This is a genomic window from Geobacillus sp. G4 (assembly GCF_040327975.1).
GTDB classification, from domain to species: Bacteria; Bacillota; Bacilli; order Bacillales; family Anoxybacillaceae; genus Geobacillus; species Geobacillus thermoleovorans.
On sequence record NZ_JBEPJY010000004.1, the window covers coordinates 127129 to 140472 of the forward strand.

At 50.0% G+C, this 13344-nt stretch carries 12 protein-coding genes; 11 read left to right on the top strand and 1 reads right to left on the bottom strand.

Features of this window, described 5'->3' with window-relative positions; all coding sequences use genetic code 11:
• Positions 1–122 precede the first annotated feature (122 nt).
• The 9 genes from ABS784_RS06695 (at position 123) to ABS784_RS06735 (ending at position 11866) form a co-directional block, all read left to right on the top strand.
• A complete protein-coding gene (locus ABS784_RS06695; RefSeq protein ID WP_352511857.1) occupies positions 123–1397 on the top strand; it encodes a sugar ABC transporter substrate-binding protein in 1275 nt (424 codons plus the stop codon).
• Between the two features lie 70 nt (positions 1398–1467).
• Positions 1468–2748 carry a carbohydrate ABC transporter permease gene (locus ABS784_RS06700; protein WP_328092128.1) on the top strand — a complete coding sequence of 427 codons (1281 nt, stop codon included), beginning with the start codon at positions 1468–1470 and terminating at the stop codon, positions 2746–2748.
• Positions 2748–3590: a sugar ABC transporter permease gene (locus ABS784_RS06705; RefSeq protein ID WP_352511859.1), complete on the top strand. Its 843-nt coding sequence runs from the start codon at positions 2748–2750 to the stop codon at positions 3588–3590. Before ABS784_RS06700 ends, ABS784_RS06705 begins: the two co-directional genes overlap by 1 nt.
• Before the next feature lie 73 nt (positions 3591–3663).
• The gene (locus ABS784_RS06710) at positions 3664–5199 is read left to right on the top strand and encodes an alpha-amylase family glycosyl hydrolase (protein ID WP_014195044.1); all 1536 of its coding nucleotides are present in this window, start codon (positions 3664–3666) and stop codon (positions 5197–5199) included.
• Between the two features lie 18 nt (positions 5200–5217).
• Positions 5218–6237, top strand: coding sequence for a LacI family DNA-binding transcriptional regulator (locus tag ABS784_RS06715; protein ID WP_021322532.1), 1020 nt, complete (start codon positions 5218–5220; stop codon positions 6235–6237).
• Between the two features lie 123 nt (positions 6238–6360).
• A complete protein-coding gene (locus ABS784_RS06720) occupies positions 6361–8292 on the top strand; it encodes a sigma-54-dependent Fis family transcriptional regulator (RefSeq protein WP_021322533.1) in 1932 nt (643 codons plus the stop codon).
• A 200-nt stretch (positions 8293–8492) separates the two neighbouring features.
• Positions 8493–9479 (top strand): thiamine pyrophosphate-dependent dehydrogenase E1 component subunit alpha, encoded by a 987-nt coding sequence (locus ABS784_RS06725; protein WP_011230213.1) that lies wholly within the window; start codon positions 8493–8495, stop codon positions 9477–9479.
• A 27-nt stretch (positions 9480–9506) separates the two neighbouring features.
• Positions 9507–10526 carry an alpha-ketoacid dehydrogenase subunit beta gene (locus ABS784_RS06730; protein WP_021322535.1) on the top strand — a complete coding sequence of 340 codons (1020 nt, stop codon included), beginning with the start codon at positions 9507–9509 and terminating at the stop codon, positions 10524–10526.
• 29 nt (positions 10527–10555) lie between these two features.
• A complete protein-coding gene (locus ABS784_RS06735; protein WP_014195050.1) occupies positions 10556–11866 on the top strand; it encodes a dihydrolipoamide acetyltransferase family protein in 1311 nt (436 codons plus the stop codon).
• 172 nt (positions 11867–12038) lie between these two features.
• Here ABS784_RS06735 and ABS784_RS06740 read toward each other — a convergent pair whose 3' ends face one another.
• Positions 12039–12902: an SDR family oxidoreductase gene (locus ABS784_RS06740; protein WP_023633939.1), complete on the bottom strand. Its 864-nt coding sequence runs from the start codon at positions 12900–12902 to the stop codon at positions 12039–12041.
• A gap of 58 nt (positions 12903–12960) precedes the next feature.
• Between ABS784_RS06740 and ABS784_RS06745 the strand changes: the two genes are divergently transcribed.
• Positions 12961–13137: a hypothetical protein gene (locus ABS784_RS06745; protein ID WP_014195051.1), complete on the top strand. Its 177-nt coding sequence runs from the start codon at positions 12961–12963 to the stop codon at positions 13135–13137.
• Complete coding sequence (locus ABS784_RS06750; RefSeq protein WP_011230218.1) at positions 13134–13289, top strand: hypothetical protein; 156 nt, start codon at positions 13134–13136, stop codon at positions 13287–13289. Before ABS784_RS06745 ends, ABS784_RS06750 begins: the two co-directional genes overlap by 4 nt.
• Positions 13290–13344 lie beyond the last annotated feature (55 nt).

Consider the following 13344-nt stretch of genomic DNA (forward strand, 5'->3'; position numbering starts at 1 on the left):
AGGCGTTATAATGGAGATGAGTGGTGCAATCGTTTTCATAGGAAGGATTAAAATTTATTTGTGCAAACGTTTGCCTTATGATTGTACCGCTAAGATTCCGTCATGATGACAGGAGGGGGATTATGAGAAAAGCGTTATCTTTATTTCTCATGGCCGTGTTGTTGATTGGCGTGCTGGGTGCCTGCGGTCCTAAGCGCGATGTCCAGCAGCCGAAAGGAAACGACCAAAAGACGGCAGAACAGGACAAAAAGCCAGAGAAACTCGTCGTATGGGTGAACGATGATGAAAAACAAAAACAAGCGTTAAAGGATATTTTTCAAAAGTACACAGAAAAAACGGGAATCAAAATCGAAATGGTAGCCGTCAGCATGCTCGACCAAACGAAAAAACTGGCGCTCGACGGACCGGCTGGCAAAGGGCCGGACGTGTTCTATCAACCGCATGACCGCATCGGCGACATTGTGCTGCAAGGATTGGCCGATCCAGTCGACCTTGGCGATGCGAAAGGCGAGTACAGTCCGACGGCCATCAACGCGGTCACCTATGACGGAAAGACGTATGGCGTGCCGATGGTCGTTGAAACATACGGCGTGTTCTACAATAAAAATTTAGTGCCGGAAGCGCCGAAAACGATGGATGACTTGATGAAGATCGCCAAGGAAAAAACGAATGCGGCCAAAGACCAATACGGCTTTTTAATGGAAGCGGCGAATTTCTATTTCGTTTATCCGTTCTTCGCCGGCTATGGCGGCTATGTGTTTAAAAATGAAAACGGCAAATACGACATAAGCGACATTGGGCTCGCGAATGATGGAGCCGTCAAAGGAGCCGAGCTCGTCCAATCGTGGTTTAAAAACGGCTACATTCCGAAAGAAATCACCGGCGATATTATGAACGGGCTGTTTACGAAAGGAAATGTGGCCGTTGCCATCACCGGACCATGGAACATCGCGTCGTATAAAGAAGCGTTGGGCGACAAATTGGCGACAGCGCCGCTGCCGGTTTTGGACAACGGCGAGCATCCGAAATCGTTCGTCGGCGTAAAAACATGGATGCTCTCCGCCTATTCGCAAAACAAAGAATGGGCGGTCGACTTCATGAAGTTTGTCACGAACGAAGAAAATTCGCTTCATTACTATGAAGTGGCGGGCGAAATGCCGGCGAACGAAAAAGCGTTGACGAATGAGAAAATTACGAACGACCCGCTGATCGCCGGTTTTGCGGAGCAAATCCAATACGGCGAGCCGATGCCGAACGTGCCGGAAATGTCGCAAGTGTGGGAGCCGATGGGCAATGCGTTGCAATTTATCGCGAAAGGCGACAACCCGAAAGCGGTGCTCGGTGAGGCGGTCAAAACGATTCAAGATAAAATCGCCGCCAGCGGCGCTGGAAAATAACGCGTGATATCGTGGTGGATAGGATCAGCCCTATCCACCATTCTTATCCATACAATAGGGGGGAGTTCGGATGCCGGAAGCAAACGTCCGCCATCGGCCGGCGGTGGCGATGGCGCTGTCTTTGTTGTTTGCCGGCCTTGGGCAGTTGTACAACCGCCGGTATGTCAAAGGCATCTTGTTCATCATCATTGAAGCTTCGTTTTTGCTGACGTTTTACAACTTTTTAAACATCGGGCTGTGGGGGCTTGTGACGCTTGGCGAAATCCCGATGTTGGATCATTCGATTTTTCTGTTGATTCAAGGGTTGATGTCGGTCATCATCATCGCATTTGCCGCCGCCCTGCATATTGCGAACATCATTGATGCACGCAACGACGCCCGCCGCCGGCAAAGGGGCGAACCGTTTCCGTCGCTGTGGGAATCGTGCCGCAACGCTTGGGATAAAGGATTTCCGTACATCTTTGTCACGCCCGGGCTTGTGATGCTGTTGTTTATCGTCGTGCTGCCGCTGTTGTTTATGGTGTCGCTCGCCTTTACCGACTACAACTTGTACCACTCGCCGCCGCGGCATTTATTGAACTGGGTTGGATTGGAAAATTTCAAAAACTTAGTGTCGATTCCGATTTGGAAAAGCACGTTTTTCAGCGTCCTCGCCTGGACGATCGTTTGGACCGTGGTGGCGACGACGGCGCAAATCGCTCTTGGCCTGTTGTTGGCGCTTCTTGTCAACGACCCGCGCATCAAGTTCAAGCGTTTCATCCGCACGGTGCTCATTTTGCCGTGGGCCGTGCCGGCGTTTGTTACAATTTTAGTGTTTGCGGCGATGTTTAACGACAAATTCGGCGCCATCAACCGTGAAGTGTTGAGTTTGTTTGGGTTGTCGGTCCCGTGGATGACCGATCCGTTTTGGACAAAAGTGGCGCTTATTTTGATTCAAACGTGGCTTGGCTTCCCGTTCGTCTTTGCGCTGTTTACCGGCGTTTTGCAAAGCATTTCCCGCGACTGGTACGAAGCGGCCGACATCGACGGGGCGACGCGCTGGCAAAAGTTCAAATCGATCACGCTGCCGCACGTCCTGTATGCGACCGCACCGCTGTTGATTATGCAATACGCCGGCAACTTCAACAACTTTAACATCATCTATTTGTTCAACGACGGGGGGCCTGCGGTGCGCGGGCAAAACGCCGGTGGAACGGACATCCTCATTTCATGGGTGTACGATTTGACGTTCACGACGAACAACTACAATATGGCGGCGGCGATCTCGCTCATCATCGGCTTGATCGTCAGCGGGTTTGCCATTTACCAGTTCCGGCGCACCCGTTCCTTTAAAGAGGAGGGGAACATTTGATGAACCGCAAATGGAAATCGCACGTGGAAGTAGCGCTTATTTATTTGTTTATCGCTTTCATGTTTATCGTCATCGCCTATCCGCTCCTTTGGGCAATCAGTATGTCGCTCAATCCAGGAACGAGCCTGTATTCGGCGTCGCTCATCCCGGAGAAGTGGTCGTTTGAGCACTATAAGTGGTTGTTTACCAGTCCGAACAGCGATTATTTGCTTTGGTATAAAAACAGCTTGTTTGTCGCGGCGGCCAATGCGGTGTTATCTGTCTTTTTCACGGCGCTCATCGCCTATGCGTTTTCGCGCTACAAATTCGTCGGGCGGAAAACGGGGCTGTATTTGTTTTTAGTGTTGCAAATGTTTCCGTCGCTCATGGCGATGGTGGCGATCTATATTTTGCTCAATATGCTCCATTTGCTCGATTCGCTTTGGGGGCTCATTCTTATTTACGTCGGGGGGCAAATCCCGTTTAACGCGTGGCTGGTCAAAGGCTACTTTGATACGATTCCGCGCGAGCTGGATGAGGCGGCGCGCATCGACGGTGCCGGCCACTTCGGCGTCTTTTTCCGCATTATGCTGCCTTTGGCCAAGCCGATTTTGGCCGTTGTCGCGTTGTTCAACTTTATGGCGCCGTTCACCGACTTTTTGCTGCCGTCGATCGTCTTGCGCGATCCGGACAAATTTACGCTGGCGGTCGGGCTGTTCAACTTTATCAGCGACCGGTTCGCGAACAACTTCACCCGCTTTGCCGCCGGCTCGATTTTGATCGCCGCCCCGATTGCCATCGTCTTTTTGTTCCTGCAGCGGTATTTGATTTCTGGCTTAACGGCTGGTGGCACAAAAGGGTAAGAACCGCTATCATAGAATAGGGGGGCTTACCCGTTTCCGAACGAGCAAATGAATCGGGAAGGGAGGAATGGAAATGGGGAACCGGCTCTTTATGCTGCTCGTCCTTCCGTTCCTTCTTTTTTATGCCATGCCGGCTGCGGCGGCGGAAAAAGAAGAACGGACGTGGCAAGATGAAGCCATTTATTTCATTATGGTCGACCGGTTTAACAATATGGATCCGACAAACGACCAGAACGTGAATGTGAACGATCCGAAAGGGTATTTCGGCGGCGACTTGAAAGGGGTGACGGCGAAACTCGATTACATCAAGGAGATGGGATTTACCGCCATTTGGCTGACGCCGATTTTTAAAAACATGCCGGGCGGTTATCATGGCTATTGGATTGAAGATTTTTATCAAGTCGATCCGCACTTTGGCACGCTGGGCGATTTGAAAACACTCGTCAAAGAAGCGCATAAGCGCGACATGAAAGTCATTTTGGATTTTGTCGCCAACCATGTCGGTTACAATCACCCATGGTTACATGACCCAACGAAAAAAGATTGGTTTCACCCGAAAAAAGAGATTTTCGACTGGAACGACCAAACACAGCTTGAAAACGGCTGGGTGTATGGGTTGCCTGATTTGGCGCAGGAAAATCCAGAGGTCAAAACGTATTTAATTGACGCTGCCAAATGGTGGATTAAAGAGACCGACATTGACGGCTACCGGCTCGATACAGTGCGCCACGTGCCAAAATCGTTTTGGCAGGAGTTTGCGAAAGAAGTCAAATCGGTGAAAAAAGACTTTTTCCTTCTCGGTGAAGTGTGGAGCGACGATCCGCGCTATATTGCCGATTACGGGAAGTATGGCATCGACGGGTTTGTCGATTATCCGCTGTATGGCGCGGTGAAGCAGTCGCTTGCGAGGCGCGATGCCTCGCTCCGCCCGCTGTATGATGTCTGGGAATACAACAAAACGTTTTACGACCGACCGTATTTGCTCGGGTCGTTTTTGGACAACCATGATACCGTGCGGTTTACGAAGCTCGCGATTGACAACCGCAACAACCCGATTTCACGCATTAAACTGGCCATGACGTATTTGTTCACCGCCCCTGGCATCCCGATCATGTATTACGGGACCGAAATCGCCATGAACGGCGGCCAAGATCCGGACAACCGCCGTCTGATGGATTTCCGCGCCGATCCAGAAATCATCGATTACTTGAAAAAAATCGGCCCGCTTCGCCAAGAGCTGCCATCATTGCGGCGCGGCGATTTTACGCTGTTGTATGAAAAAGACGGCATGGCGGTGTTGAAACGGCAATATCAAGATGAAACGACGGTCATCGCCATCAACAATACGAGCGAAACGCAGCATGTCCATCTCACCAATGACCAGTTGCCAAAAAACAAAGAACTGCGCGGCTTTTTATTGGACGATCTCGTCCGCGGCGATGAGGACGGCTACGACCTTGTGCTCGACCGCGAAACGGCGGAAGTATACAAGCTGCGGGAGAAAACAGGGATCAACATCCCGTTTATCGCCGCCATCGTATCGGTTTACGTGCTGTTTCTTTTGTTTTTATATTTGGTGAAAAAACGGGCAAAACGGATCAATGAATAAATGGAAAGGAGGGGGCTTATGACCGTTACGATTAAAGATGTGGCGAAAAGGGCCAATGTCGCGCCGTCGACCGTGTCGCGCGTCATCGCCGACAGCCCGCGCATCAGCGAGAAAACGAAGCAAAAAGTGCGCGCGGCGATGAAAGAGCTCGGCTATCATCCGAACTTTATCGCCCGCAGCCTCGCGAGCCAAGCGACGCAAGTAATCGGCATCGTCATGCCGAGCTCGGCCGACCAAGCGCTGCAAAACCCGTTTTTCCCGGAAGTCATCCGCGGCATCAGCAAAGCCGCCCATGAAAAGCGGTACGCCTTGCAAATGTCGACAGGGGAAAAAGAAAGCGATATTTACGAACGGGTGGTGGAGATGCTGCAAGGGCGGCGCGTGGACGGCGTCATTTTGCTTTATTCTCGTCAAAACGATAAACTGATGAAATACTTGCAAAAGCACGATTTCCCATTCGTCGTCATCGGCAAGCCGCACCAAAAGACGGAGCAAGTGACCCACGTTGACAACGACAACGTCCAGGCGGGCAAAGATGCGACGAACTACTTGATTGCCTACGGCCATGAGCGCATCGCGTTTGTCGGCGGCAATCCGCAATATTTGGTGACCGTCGACCGCCAAAATGGCTACGCCGCCGCCTTGAGTGAAGCCGGGCTGCCGTACCGCCCGGAATATGTCGTCCATGAAGAATTTTTGCAGGAAGGCGGCCAAGAGGCGATGAAAGAGCTTCTTTCTTTGCCTGAGCCGCCGACCGGGCTCGTGGTTGCCGACGATCTCATGGCGCTCGGGATGCTCAAAACGCTTGATGAAATGGGCCTCGGCGTCCCGGAAGATGTATCGATCATCAGCTTCAACAACACGCTGCTCGCCGAAATGTCGCGTCCGCCGCTCACCTCGATTGACATCGGAATTTTCCAACTCGGCTATGAAGCGGCGAAAAGTTTAATCGAAAAAGTCGAAAATCCAAATGAACCGATCAAGCGCATCATCATTCCCCACCGGCTTGTGGAGCGGGGGTCGTGTGCGAGGCGGTAGATGTTTCCAAGGCAGCCATCATGGCTGCTTTTTTCGGTTGTTATTTTTTATAAAGTTGAAAAAGGAAATCAATAAATTGAAGAGAAAAAGAAAAACAATGGCAAACACGGAGGTGAACACAAGATGATCGTGACCCGCGAACAGGTGAAATCCATGTGGGAAAAGTTCGTATTTCATAACGAGCTCGATCCCGATTTGCCGCCCATGATTCGAGACTCTTGGCTTCGGTCGAAAAAAGCGATGGTTGATCCGTTTCGGCCGTACGGGTGGATTAAAGAAATCGACAATGAAAAGTACCGCTCCTTGATCGATTGGTCATTGCCGTTAATGGAAGGATTGTATTCGATTGTCAAAGGATCTGGATTTTTGGTGATCCTGTGCAATGAAAACGGACAGTTGCTTTTGTCGATTGGCGATTGCGAGCCTTTAGCGAGGGCGGAAGAAATCGGATTTATCGCGGGGGCGGATTGGAGCGAGCAAGTGATGGGGACCAACGCCATTGGCACATCGATCGTCATTGATCGTCCTATTCAAGTGTTTGCTGAGGAACATTACACGAAAATATGCCAGTCATGGACGTGTTCCGCTGCCCCCATCCATGATCCCGACGGCCGAATCATTGGTGTATTGAATATGTCAGGACCCTATGAAAAAGTGCACTCTCATACGCTAGGAATGGTTGTATCAGCCGTAAAGGCGATTGAGTACCAACTAAAATTACATGAGAATGCTGAAAAAAACGTGATGATGCAACGGTTTTTGGAAGCGACAACGAACAATATGAAAGAAGGCATTTTAATCATCGATCGCGATGGGAAGATCGTAAAGGCGAACAACCAGTTAAAAAAGCTGTTCCATATACCACAACTGCAACTGGAAGAGAAAAAGCTCGACGATCTTTTCAATGATCCCTCTATCTGTTCGAACCACCCGCTTCATTTGCAAAATCAAGAGCTGCATCTAAGCGTCAAGCCTTCAAACGCGGTGCACCATGTGTTAGTTGACAAGATTCCAATTTACGAGAAAAAAGAACGAATCGGATCGATGATCATTGTAAAAGAAATTGAAAAGGTACGCCAGTTTGTCAACCACCTATCGGGAAACCAAGCGAAAATCACGTTTGCGGATATGATCGGGCAACACCCGTGTTTCATTGAGAAAATGAACGAAGCGAGGCTCGCCGCAGCGACAGATTCCAACGTGTTAATATTAGGGGAAAGCGGAACAGGAAAAGAGATGGTGGCTCAGGCGATTCATAATGAGAGCAAGCGGAGAAACAAACCGTTTATTGCCATTAACTGTGGAGGCATACCGCGTGATCTCCTTGGCAGTGAGTTGTTCGGATATGTGGACGGGGCATTCACAGGAGCGAAAAAAGGGGGAAGCGCCGGAAAGTTTGAGCTTGCCAATGGGGGAACGCTTTTTTTGGATGAGATTGGCGAAATGTCCTTGGAAATGCAAGTGTTGCTTTTGCGCGTTATTCAAGAAAAGGAAGTGATGAGAATTGGCGGGCACAAAGTGATCCCTGTTGATGTAAGAATCATCGCAGCGACCAACAAAGACCTTCGCCAGGAAGTGCAAAAAGGCAGCTTTCGCGAAGACTTGTTTTTCCGGTTGAATGTTATGCCGATTGTTCTCCCGCCGCTTCGGAAAAGAAAAGAAGATATTCCGCTTCTCGTCCGTCATTTTATTGAAAAACTGGCTCACAAACGAAATAAACCGTTTCCTGAGATACGGTCCGATTTCTTAGAGGCGCTTATGCAATACGATTGGCCAGGAAATATTCGCGAGTTGCAAAATATGATCGAACGGGTGCTGAATCAGTGCGCAAAACCGGTATTGACAGCGGCTGATCTGCCGGAAGAAATCTTTCGGCCTCTTCGCTTGCCTCAAGTTAGGGAGAACGTAGACATCTCCCGAAATGAGATAAAAAAGCAATCCATCATCGAGGCGTTAAAGCAGTGCAACGGCAACATTTCCAAAGCTGCCCGTTATTTAGGCATATCGAGAAGCACATTTTACCGGCAAATGGATAAATGGAATATTCGGTATTGACTGTCCCATTTTGTATCAAAGTGTAGCGACAAAGTGAAACAAAATGAAACACTTTGTCGCTGTTTTTGTTTAGGTTGGATCAAAAAGGCGGCTTTGGATAAACAATTTGGCGGACGAAGAAAAGGAAACAAGCGTTGGAACGATTTTTGCTTTATAGAAATGATGAAAGCGGTACCAATCAAGTGAAGGAGGAGAGAAAGTTGGCCATTTCCAAGGATCATCTTCTTTGGATGTACGAAACGATGTACAAAATTCGCTGCTATGAAGACAAAATGGCGGAGGCGTATGCCGAAGGGAAATCTCCTGTGTTTAATATCGGCGCGGGGCCGGTGCCAGGGGAAATGCATTTGGCCACTGGACAAGAACCGGCTGCGGCTGGGATGTGTGTTCACTTGAAAAAGGAAGATACGGTGACTGCCCCTCACCGTCCGCATCACCATGCGATTGCCAAAGGGGTGGATTTGAACCGGATGACAGCAGAGATTTTCGGAAAAGCCACTGGACTGGGAAAAGGAAAGGGCGGCCATATGCATTTGTTTGATCCTGACGTCAAATTTTCCTGCGGAGGGATCGTTGGGGCTGGGATTCCTCATGCCCTTGGCGCGGCGCTGGCGGCCAAGAAAAGGGGGACGGATTGGGTGGCGGTTGCGTTTATCGGCGAAGGAGCCGCCAATCAAGGGGCGTTTCATGAATCGTTAAATATGGCGGCATTATGGAAACTGCCATTCATTGTTGTCATTGAAAACAATCAATATGGAATTTCTGTGCCGAAAACGGCGTCTACAGCGGTTCCCTCGAATGATGTACGGGCTGCCGCCTATGGCATTAAAGGATATTATGTCAAAGACAACGACCCGATTGATATGTACAACGTATCGAAAGAAGCGGTTGAACGTGCAAGAACTGGACAAGGGCCGTCGATTATTGAGATTGAAACATACCGTTATTTAGGACATTTCCAAGGCGATCCGGAAGTATACCGGGATAAAAATGAAGTGACGTTGCTTCGCCAAAAAGACCCCATTATTCGCCTTCGCAACTATTTATTGAATGAATGTGGGGTAACAGAGGAGACGATTGCACAGCTGGAAAACAAAGCGACATTTGAGGTCGATCAGGCGTACGCGTTTGCGAGAGAAAGCGATTATCCCAAGCCGGAAGAGGCATTGGAAGATGTGTTTGTCTAATTTCATAGGAGAAAGGAGTTTTGCCATATGCAACAAACAAAACAGCGGCTGTTAACGGGAAATAAGGCGCTGGCTGAAGCGATTCGCCTTGAGATGGAGAGAGATCCGAACGTCTTTGTGATGGGAGAAGATGTCGGAGTATACGGCGGGATTTTTGGAGCGACAGAGGGATTGTTCCAAAAGTTTGGACCGGAACGGGTCATCGATACGCCGATTTCTGAGACCGCGTTCATCGGTGCTGCCATCGGCGCCGCTGCGGAAGGAATGCGGCCGATCGTGGAGCTGATGTTTGTCGACTTTTTTGGGGTTTGTATGGACCAAATTTACAACCATATGGCGAAAATTCCGTACATGTCCGGCGGCAGGGTGAAACTGCCAATGGTATTGATGACGGCGGTGGGAGGCGGTTACAGCGATGCCGCCCAGCACTCGCAAACGTTGTACGCCACCTTTGCCCATCTTCCTGGGATGAAAGTCGTCGCTCCGTCGACGCCATATGATTTAAAAGGGATGATGATTTCCGCTATTCGCGATGATAACCCTGTTGTCTTTATGTTCCATAAAACCTTGCAAGGGCTCGGCTGGATGGATCAGCTTGATGCTTCGGTTGGGCATGTACCGGAAGAGGCGTATACTGTGCCGCTTGGGAAAGCAAATATTGTGCGCGAGGGAACGGATATCACCATTGTCGGTATTCAAATGTCAGTGCATCAGGCGCTCGAAGCGGCCAAAAGACTTGAACAACAAGGCATTCAAGCGGAAGTGATCGATTTGCGCTCTCTTGTCCCATTGGACAAAGAGACGATCATTCAATCGGTTAAAAAGACACACCGCTTGCTTGTTGTTGATGAAGACTATCTGTCGTACGGGATGACGGCGGAAATTGCCGCGATTGCCGCTGAACATTGTTTGTATGATTTGGAGGCGCCGGTGAAGCGGATTGCGGTTCCGGATGTGCCAATTCCTTATAGCCGTCCGCTTGAACAATTTGTATTGCCAAATGCCGATAAAATTTTCCGTGAGGCGATCCAACTCGTCAATGAATAAGGAGAAGTTCGTTCCAAGGGAGGCAGCTTATGGTTGTCGAAGTGACATTGCCCAAACTATCCGATTCCCACGATGAAAGTTTCATTACGTTTTGGCACGTTTCCGAAGGAGATGCGGTGGAAAAAGGAGCCACGCTGGTGGAAGTGCAAACAGAAAAGGCCGTTTCAGAAATTCACGCTCCCGAGTCAGGAACAGTAAAAGAGATCAAAAAGAAACGAGGGGATACGGCCAAGGTCGGCGAAGTACTGGCCGTCATTGCCGTCGAAACGTTTGCTCCGGACGGCGGAGATCCGCAGACAGAGATCAAGATCACCCCACGCGTAAAAAAACTGGCCAAGGAGCTTGGCGTCGATTGGAGTACGGTCACACCGACGGGGGCGAACGGCAAAATCACGGAAGAGGATATTCGTCGTGCGGCGAGCGCGGGAAAACAAAGGACTCCTCAAAAAACATTCGTGGCTGCCCCGTCAGTGCGAAAGTTTGCCCGCGAGCAGAACGTGTCTTTAGAGGAAATCACTCCAAGCGGAAAGAACGGAAGAATATTGAAAAGCGATATTGAAGCAGCACTGTCGGTTCGGCAGCAAAAAGCAACCGATGAGGCTGCTGCTAGTGTTGAGATTGTCAAGAAGCAGGAAAGCCGGGAAAAAGTGCGCCGAGTGCCGCTGACAGGCATCCGCAAGGCTATCGCCCAAGCGATGGTGCGGTCAATGCGGACCATTCCGCAAGTCACCCATTTTGGCGAGGCCGATGCGACCCGTCTTGTTCAACATCGCCGACGGATCAAACCGCTAGCTGAGCAACAAGGGGTGAAACTGACCTATTTAGCCTATGTGGTAAAAGCACTGGCGGCGGTGTTGAAAAAGTATCCAATGCTCAACGCTTCGCTTGATGAGGAACGAGAAGAAATCGTCATTCACGAATTCATTCACATTGGGTTTGCGGTTGACACTGACCGTGGATTGCTCGTCCCGGTGATTCGTGATGCGGATCAAAAATCGTTGTTCCAAATTGCGAAAGAAATTGAAGAATTGACGGCGAAGGCGAGAGCGGGAACGATTCAAGCGGTGGAGATGAGCGGAGGGACATGCACGGTTTCGAACATCGGCTCGGCCAATGGTTCGTGGTTCACGCCGATTATTCATTATCCACAGTCTTGTCTTTTAGGAATCGGGAAAGTTGAGAAAAAACCGGTGGTCGTCGATGATTCGATTGAGATTGCTTCTGTGATGCCGCTGTCTCTTACTTACGATCACCGTCTTATTGATGGGATGATGGCTCAACACGCCTTAAATGAATGTCAAACGTACTTGTCTGAACCGGATTGGCTGCTTGTTATGTGACAAAAAACCCCGCCCCTATTCCGGGATGGGGTGAGAGAAGAGGGGCACCTTGTAAAGAAGTAGAGGAACATCGTAGCTTTATCGTACTCATTTTTTTACAATCACGCCATATTTTTGTTAGAAAAGGTAACGTGATTTTATTAAAAAAGTTCGGCGCCAGCGGCTGCCGCGGTCAATCGCTGATGAACTTGCCGCCATTTACATGAAGCATTTGCCCGGTCATGTACGACGATTCGTCGCTCGCCAAAAAGACGTAGCACGGGGCGACTTCGCTCGGCTGGCCGGGCCGTTTCATCGGGGTGTTGGCGCCGAATGCGGCGACTTGCTCACTTTGAAAGGTGGAGGGGATGAGCGGCGTCCAAATCGGGCCTGGGGCGACGCCATTGACGCGGATGCCTTGCCCAACGAGCGCTTTGGCGAGCGAGCGGGTGAACGCGACGATCGCGCCTTTTGTCGCCGAGTAGTCGATGAGCTGTTCGTTTCCTTCGTAGGCGGTGACCGAAGCGGTGTTGATAATGGCGCTTCCGTTTTTTAAGTGCGGGAGCGCCGCTTTCGTTAGGAAAAAGTAGCCGAATACGTTCGTGCGAAACGTTTTTTCCAGCTGCGCGGCGGTGATGTTGAGAAAGTTCGGCTGTGGGTGCTGTTCAGCGGCGTTATTGACGACGATATCGAGCTTGCCGAACGCTTTGATTGTTTGTTTCACCGCCTCTTTGCAAAACGTTTCATCGCCGATGTCGCCGGCGATGGCCAAGCACCGTTTTCCTTCCTGTTCGACAAGCCGTTTTGTTTCCTCGGCGTCCTCGTGTTCGTTCAAATACAAAATGGCGACATCGGCCCCTTCTTTGGCGAAATGGACGGCGACCGCCCGGCCGATGCCGCTGTCGCCGCCGCTGATGATGGCGACTCTGTTTTCGAGCTTGCCGCTTCCTTTATAGGTGTCTTTGATGGTGATCGGCTGCGGGTTCATCTCCGTTTGCAGGCCCGGCTGGCGCGTCTGGTGTTGCGGCGGCAGCGTCGTTTGTTGCTTCGTGACCATATTTGCTCCTCCTTGGATATGTATTGTCATCATTAGTATGGGACGGAGGAGGGGAATTATGTGTCAGGTGGACATCTATGATGAAAAATATGGTGAGTCAAGAGGAGAACTCAGTTTCCTTGCCGTCCATTTAGCTCAAGATCGCAAATTTCGTGGGAATGACGGGCCTCAGCACCTTGTCAGTGAACTGAAACATGATGTTTTCCCTAAGTATGAAGGAGGGGATGATGAATGATCAAAAAGGAAGATCAGTTGATTTCGTTATTTGGGAGTATGCCTCCCAAAGGAGACCGTTCTCCGATGGATTGGAAGAGTATTCGTAGACAAGCGAAAGAAGAATGGCTGAAAAAGTTGGAGAATCGTGAACAAATAAAAACAAAAAAGTGACTGTATATCGTTCGGGTGGAGCATTCAAAGAAAAACGACAAACGAGCCGGCCGAT

Coding starts and splice junctions, on each gene's coding strand:
- ABS784_RS06745 (WP_014195051.1), top strand. CDS start 12,961: ATGTGTCAGGTGGACATCTATGATGAAAAATATGGTGAGTCAAGAGGA.
- ABS784_RS06710 (WP_014195044.1), top strand. CDS start 3,664: ATGGGGAACCGGCTCTTTATGCTGCTCGTCCTTCCGTTCCTTCTTTTT.
- ABS784_RS06715 (WP_021322532.1), top strand. CDS start 5,218: ATGACCGTTACGATTAAAGATGTGGCGAAAAGGGCCAATGTCGCGCCG.
- ABS784_RS06720 (WP_021322533.1), top strand. CDS start 6,361: ATGATCGTGACCCGCGAACAGGTGAAATCCATGTGGGAAAAGTTCGTA.
- ABS784_RS06735 (WP_014195050.1), top strand. CDS start 10,556: ATGGTTGTCGAAGTGACATTGCCCAAACTATCCGATTCCCACGATGAA.
- ABS784_RS06695 (WP_352511857.1), top strand. CDS start 123: ATGAGAAAAGCGTTATCTTTATTTCTCATGGCCGTGTTGTTGATTGGC.
- ABS784_RS06705 (WP_352511859.1), top strand. CDS start 2,748: ATGAACCGCAAATGGAAATCGCACGTGGAAGTAGCGCTTATTTATTTG.
- ABS784_RS06750 (WP_011230218.1), top strand. CDS start 13,134: ATGATCAAAAAGGAAGATCAGTTGATTTCGTTATTTGGGAGTATGCCT.
- ABS784_RS06740 (WP_023633939.1), bottom strand. CDS start 12,902: ATGGTCACGAAGCAACAAACGACGCTGCCGCCGCAACACCAGACGCGC.
- ABS784_RS06700 (WP_328092128.1), top strand. CDS start 1,468: ATGCCGGAAGCAAACGTCCGCCATCGGCCGGCGGTGGCGATGGCGCTG.
- ABS784_RS06730 (WP_021322535.1), top strand. CDS start 9,507: ATGCAACAAACAAAACAGCGGCTGTTAACGGGAAATAAGGCGCTGGCT.